The following is a 14,757-nucleotide window of genomic DNA, read 5'->3' on the forward strand; positions in this document are numbered from 1 at the left end:
GTCGGCCCGAGCTGGCCGGCGCGCTGGAGCGAGCGTTGACCTCCTGCCTCCGGCGCCCGTGCCGCATCGTCACCCTGCGGGGACGGCCGTACATCTACAGCACGAGCTTCCGGCTGGAGGAGCTGGAGGTGGAGCTGGACGACGGCACACGCCTGGACCTGGTCCTCAAGGACCTCGGCAGAGCTGGGATGCTGCCGGGCGCGCGCCGTTCGAAACCCGCGTTCCTCTACGACCCCCTGCGGGAGATCGAGGCCTACGCGGACATCCTGCCGCTCCAGGCACTGGGGACGGCCCGCTGTTACGGCACTCTCGACGACGGCGGGCCCGGACTGATCCTGGAGAAGGTCCCCGGCCGCGAGCTGTACCAGGTCGGCGAGCCGCCGGTGTGGCACGACGTGGCCCGGTGGCTGGCCGGCATGCACGACGGTTTCACGGACCACGCCGGGGAGCTGCAGGAGTCGCGCGCCCACCTGATCCGGTACGACGCCGCCTACTACCGCCGGTGGCTCGACCGCGCCTGCTCCGCCCTCGTCGATGGAGTGGCGACGGAGGACCAGCGGTCTGCACTGCGCAGGGTGGGAGCCGGCCTGGGCCGGGCGTTGGAGCGTCTCGCCACGATGCCGGTGACCTTCCTGCACGGAGAGCTGTACGCGTCCAACGTCCTGGTGGTGGAAGGCGTCGCTGATCGACGCGTGTGCGCGGTGGACTGGGAGATGGCCGGGCTGGGCCCGGGGCTGCTCGACGTGGCGGCCCTGTGCAGCGGATGGGACGAGGGCACGAGCCGAGCTCTCGCGCTCTCCTACCGCCGGGCACTGCGGCCCCGTCCCGGGTGGCCGCCGGGGGCCGAGGAGTTCCTCGCGCTCCTCGACTGCTGCAGCCTGTGCGTGGCCGTCCAGTGGCTCGGCTGGGCCCCCGGCTGGTCGCCACCTCCCGACCACGCCCGGGACTGGCTGGGTCAGGCCGTCCAGCTCGCCGAACGGCTCGGGTCGTGACCGCGCCGACCGGCGGCTCCACCGAGCGCCTGCTCATCGTCAACGGCGACGACTTCGGGCGGACACCGGGGATCAACCGCGGCATCCGGAGAGCCCACGAGCACGGCATCCTGACCAGCGCCAGCCTCATGGTGCGCTGGCCGGCGGCCGTCCAGGCGGCTACCTATGCCCGGGAGCGGCCCGCACTGAGCGTCGGACTGCACCTCGACCTCGGCGAGTGGGTCCACCGCGACGGCCAGTGGGAGCCGGTCTACACCGTGGCACCCACAGACGACCCCGAGGCCGTCGCTGCGGAGGTGACCGCCCAGCTGCGGACCTTCCGGCGCCTCGTCGGCAGGGACCCCACGCACGTCGACTCCCACCAGCACGTCCACCTGCGGGAGCCGACGCGGTCGGCCCTGCTCGAGGCGGTGGGACCGCTGGACATCCCGACACGGGCCTGCAGTCCGAGGATCACCCACTGCGGGGACTTCCACGGGCAGACCGGCACGGGTGAGCCGTGGCCCGAGGGGATCACGGTCGACTCCCTGGTGCGGATCCTCGCCGCACTTCCTCAGGGCTTCACCGAGCTCGGCTGCCACCCCGGAGAGGATGACGACTTCGACTCCCCGTACCGCACGGAGCGCAGCTCGGAGGTCTCCGTGCTCTGCGACCCCCGGGTCCGGGCCGCTCTGGACCAGCACCTCGTGCGGCTGACGACGTTCCACGAAGTACTCGCCGGGACCGGCTCTGCCGCCTCCTGAACCTCCCCCGGGCACGGTGCCCCCCTGTCGGAGCCGGAGTTGCCGCCGCACCGAGCACAGCCGCGCCCGGACGACTGCGACCGCTGGACTCAGCCCGCGCGGCGGCCCAGAGCCCGGTAGGTCCAGCCGGCAGCGGTCCAGGCCTCACGGTCGAGCGCGTTGCGCCCGTCGAGGACCCGCTTCTGCGCCACGACCTTCCCGAAGGCGACCGGGTCGAGCTCGCGGTACTCGCGCCACTCGGTGAGCACCAGGACGGCGTCGGCCCGCTCGGCGGCCTCCTCCGGGGTGTCGGCGTAGTCCAGCTGCGGCCACAGCCGTCGCGCGTTCTCCACCGCCGCGGGGTCGGTCACCCGCACGTCGGCACCCTGCAGCTGGAGCTGCGCGGCCACGTTGAGCGCCGGGCTGTCGCGGATGTCGTCGGAGTCGGGCTTGAACGCCGCCCCGAGCACCGCCACCCGCTTGCCGAGCAGCGACCCGTCGCACACCTCCCGGGCCAGCTCCACCATCCGGATCCGGCGGCGCATGTTGATGTTGTCGACCTCGCGCAGGAACGTCAGCGCCTGGTCGGCGCCCAGCTCCCCGGCGCGGGCCATGAACGCCCGGATGTCCTTGGGCAGGCAACCACCGCCGAAGCCGAGCCCGGCGTTGAGGAACTTCCGCCCGATCCGGTCGTCGTAGCCGATCGCGTCGGCCAGCAGCTTCACGTCCGCGCCGGTGGCCTCGCACAGCTCGGCCATCGCGTTGATGAAGCTGATCTTCGTGGCCAGGAAGCTGTTGGCCGCCGTCTTCACCATCTCGGCGGTGGCGTAGTCGGTCGTCACCTTCGGCGTCCCGCGCTCGACGATCGGCCTGTAGACCTCGTCGAGCATCCTCTCGGCGGTCTCGCCGTCCGGACCGTCGGGCAGTCCGTAGACCAGCCGGTCGGGGTGCAGGGTGTCCTGGACGGCGAACCCCTCGCGGAGGAACTCCGGGTTCCACGCCAGCAGCGCGCCGGACACCTTGCTCCCCACCAGCTCGGCGAGACGGGCCGCGGTGCCGACCGGCACGGTGGACTTGCCCACGACGAGCTCACCGGCCGTCAGCACGTCCAGCAGCGACTCGGCCGCGGCCTCGACATACCGCAGGTCGGCGGCGTACTCGCCACGCTTCTGCGGCGTCCCGACGCAGACGAAGTGGACCGAGCTGCCCGCGGCCGCCCCGATGTCGGTGCTGAACCGCAGCCGGCCGGTGGCCAGCGTCCGCTGCAGCAGCTCCTCGAACCCGGGCTCGTAGAACGGCGCCTTGGCGTGGCACAGCGCGGCCACCTTCCGCTCGTCCACGTCGATGCCCACGACCTCGTGCCCGAGTTCCACCATGGAGGCGGCGTGGACTGCGCCCAGGTAGCCGCAACCGACGACCGAGATCTTCATGTGCACCTCACCCTGCGTGGCCACTGGCGACGTTGCCGGTCGTCACCCGTCCCGAAAGGTACGGGGTGGTGGCGAGCCTGAGCCATCACTGCTCACCACCAGGGGGCAGTCCACGCCGGCGGGGCCCGCCGGTGCCATCACCCAGAGAGGATGAGAAGCTACCGGTCCGTCATGGTCGTCCCTGCGTGTCGCCCACCCCGTTCATCGGGGGGCGCCACAGGGGGACGGACTCCGGTGTAGTGAGCACCGGGAACGCTTCCCGGGCGGTCCGGGACGTGTCCTCGTTGACGCCAGTGTGCTGCCCGGAGCCCACGGGAGGGTCCATGACGGTGGTGCTGTGGGTGGTGGGAGGCGGCTGGCTCGTCCTGGGCGCGCTCGGTGCGCTGGTCGTCGGCCGGTCGATTCGCCTCGCCGACCGCCAGGAGCTCGACCCCGTCCCGTCGAGGCCTGCTGATCGACCAGCCCCGGCAGCCCCGGACCCCTGCTCGCCCCGGCGCCGGCGGACCCGCGGGGCTCCCCCTGCCGTCTCGCGGTGCGTGGTGGCCGCGCACCGGACCGCCTCGCACCGGGAACCCTGAACCCGGGGCCGACGGTGACCGCGCGCAGGCGCCGGCTGCACGTGCACTGTTTCCGCAGGATCGGCGACGACCCGTTCAGTGGCGCCGCCCTGTACGCCTGCCGCTGCGGGCTGGTGCGGTCGGCCCCCTGACCGGGTGACACCTCCGTCACTCTGCGGCGTCAGGTCCGTACATTCGGTGCCGTTGCCTGTCGACGGGGGTCGGAGTGAGCACGGACGGAACCACGCAGCAGCAGCACGCGCCGCGTCGGCGGGCGCGCCGGGTGCTGATCACCCTCGGCGTCCTGGGGCTGGTGCTCGCCCTCGTGGTCGGCGGCGGGCTGTGGTTCCTCACCGAGCGGTACGCGGGCAACATCGACCGCGTCTCGGACGTCTTCGCCGACCTCGACGAGCAGGCGCGCCCGGCGCCGGCAACGCCCGCGCAGGAGGCCGGTGACGAGCCGGTCACGTTCCTGCTGGTGGGCTCCGACACCCGGGAGACGGCGGACGAGGGCGTGGCCGAGGGCGGACGCTCCGACGCGATCATGATCGCCCGCTTCTCCGCGGACCGGGCGCACGCGCAGGTCATCTCCATCCCGCGGGACTCCTGGGTGGACATCCCCGGGCACGGCATGGACAAGATCAACGCGGCGTACGCGTACGGCGGGCCGACGCTGCTCATCCAGACCGTCGAGCAGCTCACCGCCGTCCGGGTCGACCACTACGTGGCCATCGACTTCCAGGGGATCATCCAGGTCACCGACGACCTCGGCGGCGTGGACGTCGTCGTCGCGGAAACCACCAGCGACGGGCCCTACACCTTCCCGGCCGGCGTCAACCACCTCGACGGCGACCAGGCCCGCTGGTACCTCGCCCAGCGTCACGGCCTGCCCGGCGGGGACTTCGACCGGGTGCGCCGGCAGCAGCAGTACCTGCAGGCGGTGTTCGGTCAGCTGTTCAGCTCCGACACGTTCACCGACCCGGCCCGGCTGGACGCCACGCTGCTCGCCGTCACCAGCGCCGTCTCCGTGGACGACGATCTGGGCAACGGGGACATGCTGGCGCTGGCCTACTCGCTGCGCGGCCTGGACCCCGACGGCGTCGCGTTCTTCACCGCGCCGGTGCAGGGCACCGGCACGGAGGGCTCGGCGAGCGTCGTCCACCTCGACGACGAGGCCTGCGGGCGGATGTGGAGCCACCTGCAGGACGACTCGCTGGCGCTGAACGCGGCGGAGTTCAGCGACGAGGCCCTGCCCGACGTGCCCCGCTGACCGTCCGGCCCCTCACGGGAGGGGGACGCCGGCCGACCCGCCGGCCATGGCGAGGACGACGGTGACGTTGTCACGGGCACCCACGGCCTCGGCGTCGGCCACGAGGCCGGCGACGATCGCCTCCGGCCCGGCGGTGGCGGACAGCCGCTCGGCGATGCGCTCGTCGCCCACCTCGCCGGTCAACCCGTCGGAGCACGCCAGGAAGCGGTCGCCCGGCACGATCGGCAGCAGGAGGACGTCCGGCTCGTTGCTCGCCCCCACCCCGAGGGCCCGCGTGATGATGTGCCGCTGGGGGTGGACGGCGGCCCCCTCGTCGGACAGGTAGCCCGCGTCGATCAGCTCCTGCACGACGGAGTGGTCGGTGGTGAGCGACTCGAGCCCTCCGTCGTGCCAGCGGTAGACCCGGGAGTCCCCGACGTGGAACACCGCCCACTGCGGACCCTCGCCCTCGTCGACGAGGGCCACTCCGGCGACCGTCGTCCCCGCCCCGGCACGGTCCGGGCCGCGGAAGGCACGGATCTCCCCGTCCGCCCGCTGCAGCGCGAGGCGGATCCGTTCCACCGTGGTCGGCCCGCCACCGGTCAGCGCCCGGAGCGCCTCGACGACCGCCTCCGCGGCCGCGGCGCCACCGACGTGCCCGCCCATGCCGTCGGCGACGGCGAAGACGGGCGGCTCGGCGAGGTACCTGTCCTGGTTGTCCTCGCGCATGCCGACCGCGGTGGCCGCGGCCCAGCTCAGCTCGACCGGCGGCATCCACGCTCCACGGCTCGCATCGACGACAACGACCCACCACGAGGGCGGGTGCGCCGAGCGTAGAAGGTCCGCGGGGAAGCGGCAGGTCGCCCCGCGAGGGCGACCGCGTCGGGGACGGGCGCGACGATGGGGGGATGCGGTCGTCAGCTCCACGACGACGCGCAGCTCGTCGTCTTCGGCTCGCTGGCCACCTCGGCCGGCCTCCCGTTCGTGATGGCGTCCTCGGCCACCTACCCGCGGATCGACCCGACCGCGCCGGCGGTGGTCTCCCCGGTCGTCGTCACCGACGTGCTGCGCGAGCGGCTCGGCTTCGACCGCGTGGTGATCTCCGACGACGTCGGTGCGGCCCGGGCGGTCCAGGACGTGCCGGTGGCGAGCGCGCGGCCCGGTTCCCGCCGCTGGGGGCACGCTGGTCCTCACCGTGGACCCCGGCACGGTGCCGGAGATGGTCGACGCCGTCCTGGCCCGCGCCGCGAGCGGCGCCGCCTTCTCCGACCGGGGTCATGCCGCCGTTCGCACCGCGCACACCGCCAAGGCCCGCGCCGGGCTGCTGCTGCCCCCTGCGTGACCCGGACTGGGGACACGGGAGCCGCACACCACCCCGTCCCCGAGGGATCGGCCTACCGTGCCCGGGTGCTTCGTTGGTTGTACGCCGTCGTCCCGGCCGTGGTCCTGTCGGTGTTCGCGTTCCTCCTGCTCACCGGCAAGTACCTCAACGACGGCCCCGTGCTGCTCCGCCTCGGCGAGGACCACGGCGTCCACCGCGGCGACATCTTCGTGGTAGGCGGTTGGGCAGCCGCGCTGCTGTCCGAGGTCGGCCTCCTCCTGGCCGCCGGACGGCGCGAGTAGCCCCACGATCCCCCGGATCCTGCGCCACCGGCACCCGACGCCGGGGGTCCTCTCGCCAGCCCCGCGCACACAGGCCACCGCCGCGACGCCGTCCATCTGCTGGCGCCCGGCACCCCGCGAAGGACGGTCGACCTCGTTCTCGCCCGCGCCGAGGCCGATCCCGCGTTCTCCTCCGAGGAGGACGCCTCCGTTCGAACCGCGTCCAGCACGAAGGCCCTGCCCGATCGACCGTCAGACTCCCTCGGACGCACCAGCCGCGGGTCACGTCGGTTCCGAGAGCTCTTCGTCCGATGGTCAGGACGGTTCTATCCCGGCCGGACGGCTCCTACAGTGTGCGCCCATGACCCAGCCTCCTCGGCCGGACGATCAGGACCACGTGGACGTGCTCGTCATCGGCGCGGGGCAGTCGGGTCTCTCGTTGGCCTGGTACCTGCAGCAGAGTGGCGCCGACTTCCTCCTCGTAGACGCAGGACCCCGGGTGGGGCACGCCTGGCGTTCGCGCTGGGACTCGCTGCGACTGTTCAGCTCAGCCCCGTACAACTCGTTGCCGGGCCTGCCCTTCCCTGCACCGGCCGGCACCTATCCCACCAAGGACCAGGTGGCCGATTACCTCGAGACCTACGCGAAGACCTTTCGTCTCCCGGTACGGCTGGGGACGCGGGTGACCCGGCTGTGGAAGTCCTCCGAGGCCTTCGTCGCCGAGACGACCACCGGTGTGATCACGGCCCGGCAGGTGGTCGTCGCCACGGGGGCCTTCGCGTCACCGCGCGTGCCGGCGGACCTCGCCCGCGGGTTGGACCCTCACGTCGTCCAGCTCCACACCTCCGAGTACAAGCGGGCGGCCGACGTGACGAGAGGTCCCGTGCTCGTCGTCGGGGCCGGGAACTCGGGTGTGCAGATAGCGGCTGAGCTGGCCGAATCGGGCCATGCCGTCAGCCTCGCTGTCGGCAGACGGAACCGCATGATCTCGCAGCGACCGCTGGGGCGGGACCTGTTCTGGTGGATCACGACCCTGGGCCTGGCCATGAAGCCTCCTGACTCCTTGCCGTCCCCCCAATCCCGCCAACCCCGTCGGTTCCGCATCCGCGACAAGGTCGTGGGCCTCCTGTGGCCACTCGCGAAGGCCTGCTACGACCGCGTCCACTCGCGTGCCGGCGCTGAGCGCTCGCTTCCCGGCGGTAAGGCGCAGCAGGATGCCATCGGATTCGTCATCGGCATGTCGTGGCGGCGCCTGCGTGCGCTCGGGGTCTCCGTACGCCCCCGCGCGGTGACGACGTCGGGGACGACGGTGGGGTTCGCGGACGGTTCCACCCTCGACGTCGCTGCGGTCGTCTGGGCCACCGGCTTCGGCCTGGACCACGCCTGGCTGGATGTGCCAGACGCCGTCGTCGACGGACGGCTCGTGCACACCAACGGGGTCAGCGCCGCTCCGGGCCTGTTCTTCCTCGGGCTCCCCTTCCAGCGCTCGCGGAGCTCGAACTGGGTGGGTTACGTCGCGGCGGACGCCGCCTGGCTCGTCGAGCGGATGCTGCCTCCGAGCCGAACGGTGCCGTTGACCCTCGACCAGTCAGCCACAGCGCCGGCTCGGACTTGACGGCCGCTGGCGGAGGCGCTCACCCCGCCGAACAGACTTCGGTGCGCCGAGCCGCTCGCACGGCGCTCCACGGGCGCAGGCCGGACCGACTCGCCGCGCACCCGATCGGATGTGGCGTCGGAGGACCGGGCGCCGCACCTCGATCACCGGCCCCACCAGGGAACGGGACCGACCCGGCCCTCGGGCAGCCGGACCCGTCGACCGACCGCCCAGCCCACCGTCGCGTACCACGCCGTCCGGGCGACGCTACGGCGGCCGAACGTCGAGCGGAGGTACGCACGCCGAGCCTCATGCACCAACCGCTCGGGGTGCAGGGCCGTTCCGCGGTCGGCGAGAGCTACGACGAGTGCGGTCGCCATCGCGGCGCTCTGTCGGTGCAGCCGCCGGCGCACGAGCCGCTTCGGTCGTGCGCTCTCGAACACCAGTGATGCCAGCAGGTTCGCGACGCTGGACTCGTACAGCGCGTCGTCGACGCGGTCCTCCGATGGCACATGGCCCTGAGGACGGCCGAAGTCCAGGAAAGCCAGCGCTCCGGAGGGCTGGAGCATGACGTTGTCGAGCTTGAGGTCGTGGTAGGGCTCCCGCACCGCCTCGACGTACACGCGCAGCGCCGTGGCAACGGCAGCTGCCAGCTCGCCGAGGCGCTCATCGTGCAGTTCCGTCCGCGCGAGGTGGTCCATCAGCGGCTGCCCCTCGATCCGGGACATGCGGAAACCGGGATGCGGCCCCTCCACGACCCCCAGCGGCTGCGGGCAGGTGACGCCGGGCACGTCGCCCAGCGCCGTCCAGAACTGCCGGAGGCGCGAGTACTCGTCGGCCGCCTGCCGATGACACTCCTCGGCCGTGCCAGCGTGGAAGGTCTTCCGGACGACGCTCCCGCCCTCCTCGAGGACGACCCGACGTCCGAACTCCTCCTGCAGGACCCGCTCGGGAATCGCTACCCCCGCTGCGCGGCCACGAAGATCTCGCGGGCGAACGTCGTCGTCCCGACGACCCTGTCCAGGGTCGCGTCGACAGCGAGGAGGCCCTTGGCCAGCCGCGGGGAGCGCACGCCGCTGTAGACGCGGTGCGGCAGCTTGGTGAACCCCGCGACGTCCAGGACCTCCAGCCCGAGGCCGTGCGCCAGCTTCTCCAGTTCCGACCGGGTCGTGCTCTCGTAGGGGACCGCGTACTCGCGGGCGAACCGGTTCAACGACCGGCTGTTGGTCATGGTGAAGACCAGCACACCGTTCGGGGACAGGGCCGTCGCGAGCTTGCCGACCATGCCTCGCCAGTCCTCGTTGTACTTCAGCATGCGGATGGCAGATATGAAGTCGAACGTCCGGTCGAACGGCAGGGGCTCCGCCGAGAGGTCGCAGACCCGCAGGTCGCGTAGGCGTTCCTCACCGGCCAGTCGGTTGCGCGTCGCCTCGACCATCGCCGCGGCGATGTCGATCCCGTAGAACTCGGTCGTCGTCGTGCGTTCCAGCAGCGCGGAGAGTACGCGGCCACTACCGATCCCCACGTCCAGGGCCGTGCGCGCAGCGCTCCTCTGCAGACCGGCGACGACGAAGTCCAACTCACGCTCGCCGAGCCTCGCGCGAGCCGGGGGTTGCCACTCCGCCGTGTAGCTCCCGCCGACGGACGCCCAGTGGGCACGTAGAGCCTCGTTCGCCATCGACACCGGCCTCCTCGCGACCGCGTTGTGAGCCAGGGCAGAGCCGGAACCCTACGCGCGAAGCAGCGGTCGCAGTAGGGTCGCAGCCCGGCTTCCTCCTGCCGGGATCCCAGACCGTTCATGCGGGCTGGGCCCCCTCGGGAGGTGCCCGGCGAGCCGAATGACCGGAAGGGTTCTCACGTGCTGGCCGATCTCGTCTCAGGCGGGTCGCGTCCTGCTGCGCGCAGGTCTCACGGGTCCAGTGCATGACCCGAACCGGCACGAACGCACTCCAGCGAGTGGCTTCGGACTCCCTCGTGGGGTCGGCGTGGACACTGCTCAGCCGAGGGAGCGGGCTGGCCAGGATCATCGTGGTGGCCGCCGTGCTCGGCCCCACTCGGTTCGGTGACCTGTACCAAGCTGCGAACACCCTCCCCAACCTGACCTTCGAACTCCTGACCGGCACCATGCTCGTCTCCCTGGTGGTGCCGGCGCTGGTCCGGCACTTCGACCAGGACAACCCCGCGGCCGTCAACAGGCTGGCGAGCGGCTTCCTCACCCTCTCGGTCCTGGTGGCCATGGGCGTCGTGGCTCTGGGGATCGCCACTGGCCCGCTGATCCTCGGTCTGCTGTCGGCTGGTGTCCCCGAGGACGCCGACACCACCGGCACGGCCACCGCCTGGGTGCTGCTCGCGTTGCTCCTGTTACAGGTGCCGCTCTACCTGGTGGCCAGCATGGGCGCCGCCGTCCAGAACGCGCGGGGCCGGTTCGCCCTGGCGGCGGCGGCTCCGGTCGCGGAGAACCTCGGGATCATCGTCGTCCTCGGGCTCTACGCCCTCGTCCGCGGGAGCGGTCCCATCGACGAACCAACGCTGACCGAGGTGGCGTTGTTGGGCGGCGGGACCACGGCCGCAGTGCTCCTGCACGCGGCCGTGCAGTGGTTCGGTGCCCACCGCTGCGGCGTGCCGCTGCGGCCTGCAGCCACCTGGCGGGACCCGGAGGTGCGCGAGCTCGTGCGACTGGCGGTCCCCTCGCTCGGCTCCGCCGGGCTCAACGTGGCGGGCTCCCTGTGCCCCCTGGTCGTGGCAGCGGCGGTGCCCGGTGGGGTGGTGGCCTTGAGTCTGGCGCTCGCCTTCTACGGCCTGCCGGGGGCCTTGATCACCAAGCCCGTCTCGCAGGCGGCACTGCCCGAGCTCTCCCGCGCCCACCACCGCGGTGTCGCGGAGGACTACGGGCGGACGTTCGATCGCACCTTCGGGTTGGCCATGTTCCTCACCGTGCCCGCCGCCATCGGCTACACCTTGTTGAGTGGTCCTCTGGCCACAGTGGTGTCGTTCGGGGACATGGCGACGCCGGGGGCGCGGAACTTGGTCCGCGTCGCCCTGCTAGGGCTGGGCCTAGGGGTCATCGGATGGTCAGCGCTGTTCTTCGCGACCCGGGCTGCATACGCCCGGCGGGACGCCCGCCGTCCACTCGTGGCCGTCGCCATCCGCAACGGGCTCGCCCTGTCGGGGCTGCTCGCAGGCCTCGCGTTGTTGGACGGCAGCGCACTCCTCCTGGGGATCGGCCTGGTGATCGCGGTCAGCGACCTGGCGTCCGGGGCCCTGCTCTGCTGGTGGCTGCGACGGGGTCTGCCCCGGTCCCACCCCTCTCTGGGCCGGACGTTGCTACGTACCACCCTCGCGGGCCTTGCCATGGTCCCGGTCGTCCTCCTGGTGCTGGCTGCGCTGGCGCCCGGCACCAGCCGCGGCGCGAACGTGCTCACGGTCCTGCTCGCGGGCACTGCCGGTGCGGTGACCTATCTGGCCGTCCAACGCTGTCTGCGGTCACCCGAACTGGCCGATCTGCTCTCCGCAGCGACCCGTCGGGGTCGAGCAGGCTGACCGTGTCCGGCTGACGCGTTCCACAGCTGGGGGGTGCCTGGCGCCGTCGAGCGCTCACACCGTCGCGTCCGCGCCGAGGTCCCGCCACAGCTCCGGGCGGGCGGCGAACCACTCGATCTCCCCGGCCAGCCCCTCGTCGAGGTCGACCAGCGCCTCGAAGCCCAGCTCCTCGCGCGCCCGGTCGGTCCGGCTCAGGACGTCGGCGACGTAGGGCCCCTCGATGTGCTGCGGCTGCGGCGCCTCGACCCCCCGGGCCGCGAGCAGCCGGCGCACCCGCTGGGCGAGCGCCACCGTCCGCTCCGCCGTCCCGCTGCCGCCGTGCACCAGCCGGAACCCGGACTGCGCGCCGGGCGGTCGGGCCACCGCACGCGTCACCAGGCGCGCGGCGTCGGTGACGTGCAGGTAGTCGCGGCGCTCCAGCCCGTCGCCGGGGATGGTCGCGGGCAGGCCCGCGAGCCCGGCCCGGATGAACCGGGGCACCGCACGGGGGACGGTCTCTCCCGGCCCGTACACGGTGCTCAGCCGCAGCACCGTCGCCTCGGGCCCGCCGGTCGCCGCGACGACCCGCAGCTGGTCCTCCAGGGCCAGCCGGGCCGCCCCGTAGGCGTCGGCCGGCTCCGGCCGGACGTCCTCGTCGAGCGGGCAGGGCGGTGTCCCGCTGTACTCCTCGAGGGAACTGGTCAGGACGACGTGCCCGACCTGCTCCCCCAGCGCGAGGACCAACTCCAGCAGTCCGCAGACGTTCACCCCGACCTCGTGCTCCGCCCGCCGCACCGGCGTGCCCTGGCCCGGCGGGACCGGCGCGTAGGCCAGGTGCACCAGGTGCTCGGCGCCGGCCGCGCTGCGGGCCACGCGCCGCGCCACCTCCGGCCGCCACCACTCGGCCTCGGACACGAGGCGCACCACCCCGTCACGGACAGCCTGCCGCACCGGCTCCCGCCAGCCCGGGTCCGGTGCCACGACCGTCACCCGGCAGCCCGCAGCGACCAGCCGGGGGACGACGAACGAGCCGAGGAACCCCGTGCCGCCGGTGACCAGGACCGGCGTCCCGAAGAGGTCGACACCGGGACCGAGCTCGTCGGTGACCAGGCGTTCCTGCGCGGTGTTCGTGCCGCGCACCGCTCCCGAGGACATGGCCGGTCAGGCAGGCGCCGTGGGCGGCGGGACGTCGATGCGCACGGCTCCTCCTCCTGCCCCGGGCCTCTGACCCGGGCGGCCCCGCCCCGGCACGACGCGATCCGGAACGCCCCCGTCCGTCAGGGGAGGGACGCTAGGAGGGGCCACGACGCGCGGGCAGGGACGTTGTGCCCGGCCACACGCAGACGGCGGCGCGCCCTCACGTCGAGTGCGACCCGGTCACAGCAGGGTGTGCGCCGTGGCCCCGGATCGGCCGCCTAGGGTTCCGAGGTGCGCGCGGAGGCGCCGCAGACCGGCGAGGGGCTGCGCGGCGCGGGTGGCTGGTCCAGCACCCGCCACCGGGCCTCGGGGCCGGTGTCACCCGCTCCGCGGGGGGCGGGCTCGGTGAGCGCGGCCCGCAGGGCGTCGGCGAACCGGCGGGCCGAGGCCAGCGCCGGCACCGTCGCCCGGCCGACCGGGATGCCCAGGAGGCGCGGGCGCTCGACCAGGTGGTCGCCGACGGTCAGGTGCACCCGCCGCCGGCCCCGGCCCGCCTCCTCCCAGCGGACCTGCAGCCCCATCTGCCGCACGAACCCGCCCGGGCCGTGTGCCACGTAGCGCAGGACCGACTCCGTCGCCTGCGTCTCGGTGATGGTCGTCTGCATGTACGCGCGGCCGGCGTCGGCGGCCCGCCGTCCGGCCGCCCGGATCTGTGCCGGCCCCAGCCGGGTCTCGACCGTGAACGCCACCGCCGCGACGTCGCCCTCGACTGCCACCTGCTCCCCCGTCGCCCCCCGAGGGACACCGCCCGTCCCCGCGCGGCGCAGCGTACGGGCCCGGGACGACGAAACGGCGCGGTCTCGCCTCGAGCGCCGTCGTGTCGTCACCACTCCGGGTGGCCGGAGCGGGTCCCCGCTCAACGGCGCCCGGGACTGGGTCGATCCCCTGGGCATGGCCATCGCGCACAACCAGCTCGGCGTCCCGCTCCCCGTCTCCGCCCTCCTGCCCCCGGAGGACGACGTCACGAGCCTCCTGCCCGGGCCCAACTCGGTGACCGCGCACCTGGGCGAGCGACTGGCCGCGGTCGCCGAGGTCCCCGGCGCTCTCGTCCTCGTCGGCCTGCTGGGGGAGGACGGCACGAGAGCCGTTCTCCCCGGCAGCCTGGCCGCGGCCACGGTGGTCGTGGCCCGCTCGGTCCGCGGCGACGACTGGCTGGGCCGGTCCGGCCCGGCGGAGTACGCGCTGCTGCTCAGCGGCGGCCTGTCGGGCGCGATGACCGCCGCCGCCCGTGTCGTCGCCGCCATCAGCGCCCTCGAAGTCCCCGGGCTCGGCGTGTGCGCCGGCGTGACGCTCCTCGAGGCCGGGACCTCTCCCGGGGAGGTCCTGCGCCGCGCCACAGACGCGCTCGGGTCCGCCACCGCGGTCGGGGCGGGCGCGGTCTGCTCCACCGGAACCCGCTGACGGGGTCCGCAACGGCGGGTAGTCGATCTCCACGCACGTGGGTGAGTGCCGCGGTCCAGGCTCTGAGATTCCGGGCAGGGAGACGTCGATGTGCTCGTGCATCGATTTCTCGGCGTCGTTGTGCCACCGTGACGTCTCTCGCACATCCGACGACCGGTACTCATACCGCGATCCAGCGCACCGCCTCCGGAGGAATGGTTGGATGCCCGACGGATCCCGACCCAGTTGATGCATCCCAAGATGGCGTGGCCAGCAGTGGTACAGCGATCAGCGAGTCGACCGCGCGGGAGCGCGCCCCCGGCGCCTTCCGCGGATCACGCTGGGGAAGCCTTCGATGTCCAGATCTCGGAGGCCCCGTCTCCCTCCCTCATCAGCGAGTGGGACGACTTCGTTCGTTCTGTCCCCTTCGCCGATGCGGCCCAGTTGTCCGGGTGGGCCCGCCTTCGTCGGCATGCCGGGTTCACGGCGCTGTACGTGATGGCCTACCGATCCAA

At 73.1% G+C, this 14,757-nt stretch carries 14 protein-coding genes and 1 pseudogene; 9 read left to right on the forward strand and 6 right to left on the reverse strand.

The annotated features are described in order from the left end of the window. Positions 1–35 precede the first annotated feature (35 nt). Together ACI79I_RS02095 and ACI79I_RS02100 are read left to right on the forward strand one after the other, a co-directional pair. On the forward strand, positions 36–992 hold the full coding sequence (locus ACI79I_RS02095) for a phosphotransferase family protein (protein ID WP_456990567.1): 957 nt from the start codon (positions 36–38) through the stop codon (positions 990–992). Further along, entirely contained in the window at positions 989–1,735 is a 747-nt protein-coding gene (locus ACI79I_RS02100; protein WP_456990569.1) for a carbohydrate deacetylase, read from the forward strand. Before ACI79I_RS02095 ends, ACI79I_RS02100 begins: the two co-directional genes overlap by 4 nt. Positions 1,736–1,824: 89 nt before the next feature. Here ACI79I_RS02100 and ACI79I_RS02105 read toward each other — a convergent pair whose 3' ends face one another. Next, positions 1,825–3,144 carry a UDP-glucose dehydrogenase family protein gene (locus tag ACI79I_RS02105; RefSeq protein WP_456990571.1) on the reverse strand — a complete coding sequence of 440 codons (1,320 nt, stop codon included), beginning with the start codon at positions 3,142–3,144 and terminating at the stop codon, positions 1,825–1,827. A 783-nt stretch (positions 3,145–3,927) separates the two neighbouring features. On the opposite strand from ACI79I_RS02105, the gene ACI79I_RS02110 reads away from it, so the two are divergent. Beyond that, complete coding sequence (locus tag ACI79I_RS02110; RefSeq protein ID WP_456990573.1) at positions 3,928–4,971, forward strand: LCP family protein; 1,044 nt, start codon at positions 3,928–3,930, stop codon at positions 4,969–4,971. 12 nt (positions 4,972–4,983) lie between these two features. On the opposite strand, the gene ACI79I_RS02115 is transcribed toward ACI79I_RS02110, so the two are convergent. After that, entirely contained in the window at positions 4,984–5,724 is a 741-nt protein-coding gene (locus ACI79I_RS02115; RefSeq protein WP_456990575.1) for a PP2C family protein-serine/threonine phosphatase, read from the reverse strand. Between the two features lie 117 nt (positions 5,725–5,841). Between ACI79I_RS02115 and ACI79I_RS02120 the strand changes: the two are divergent. The 4 genes and pseudogenes from ACI79I_RS02120 to ACI79I_RS02135 form a co-directional block, all read left to right on the forward strand. Further along, a pseudogene (locus tag ACI79I_RS02120) lies at positions 5,842–6,060 on the forward strand (glycoside hydrolase family 3 N-terminal domain-containing protein); the annotation flags it as partial. Between the two features lie 85 nt (positions 6,061–6,145). Continuing rightward, a complete protein-coding gene (locus ACI79I_RS02125; protein ID WP_456990577.1) occupies positions 6,146–6,292 on the forward strand; it encodes a hypothetical protein in 147 nt (48 codons plus the stop codon). 65 nt (positions 6,293–6,357) lie between these two features. Beyond that, positions 6,358–6,573, forward strand: coding sequence for a hypothetical protein (locus ACI79I_RS02130; protein ID WP_456990579.1), 216 nt, complete (start codon positions 6,358–6,360; stop codon positions 6,571–6,573). 340 nt (positions 6,574–6,913) lie between these two features. Continuing rightward, the gene (locus ACI79I_RS02135; RefSeq protein WP_456990581.1) at positions 6,914–8,167 is read left to right on the forward strand and encodes a flavin-containing monooxygenase; all 1,254 of its coding nucleotides are present in this window, start codon (positions 6,914–6,916) and stop codon (positions 8,165–8,167) included. A gap of 143 nt (positions 8,168–8,310) precedes the next feature. Here the strand turns inward: ACI79I_RS02135 and ACI79I_RS02140 are convergent, their stop codons facing one another. Together ACI79I_RS02140 and ACI79I_RS02145 are read right to left on the reverse strand one after the other, a co-directional pair. Then, positions 8,311–8,874 (reverse strand): hypothetical protein, encoded by a 564-nt coding sequence (locus tag ACI79I_RS02140; protein WP_456990583.1) that lies wholly within the window; start codon positions 8,872–8,874, stop codon positions 8,311–8,313. Positions 8,875–9,104: 230 nt separating this feature from the next. Beyond that, positions 9,105–9,824 (reverse strand): class I SAM-dependent methyltransferase, encoded by a 720-nt coding sequence (locus tag ACI79I_RS02145; RefSeq protein WP_456990586.1) that lies wholly within the window; start codon positions 9,822–9,824, stop codon positions 9,105–9,107. Between the two features lie 353 nt (positions 9,825–10,177). Between ACI79I_RS02145 and murJ the strand changes: the two genes are divergently transcribed. Further along, entirely contained in the window at positions 10,178–11,686 is a 1,509-nt protein-coding gene (murJ, locus tag ACI79I_RS02150) for a murein biosynthesis integral membrane protein MurJ (RefSeq protein WP_456990588.1), read from the forward strand. Positions 11,687–11,740: 54 nt separating this feature from the next. Here the strand turns inward: murJ and ACI79I_RS02155 are convergent, their stop codons facing one another. Both ACI79I_RS02155 and ACI79I_RS02160 read right to left on the reverse strand, forming a co-directional pair. Further along, entirely contained in the window at positions 11,741–12,820 is a 1,080-nt protein-coding gene (locus tag ACI79I_RS02155) for an NAD-dependent epimerase/dehydratase family protein (protein ID WP_456990590.1), read from the reverse strand. 260 nt (positions 12,821–13,080) lie between these two features. Further along, entirely contained in the window at positions 13,081–13,578 is a 498-nt protein-coding gene (locus ACI79I_RS02160; RefSeq protein ID WP_456990592.1) for a hypothetical protein, read from the reverse strand. Between the two features lie 175 nt (positions 13,579–13,753). On the opposite strand from ACI79I_RS02160, the gene ACI79I_RS02165 reads away from it, so the two are divergent. Further along, positions 13,754–14,263 carry a hypothetical protein gene (locus ACI79I_RS02165; protein ID WP_456990594.1) on the forward strand — a complete coding sequence of 170 codons (510 nt, stop codon included), beginning with the start codon at positions 13,754–13,756 and terminating at the stop codon, positions 14,261–14,263. The last annotated feature ends 494 nt before the right edge of the window (positions 14,264–14,757 follow it).

The sequence above is a fragment of the Geodermatophilus sp. SYSU D01105 genome, assembly GCF_054050095.1.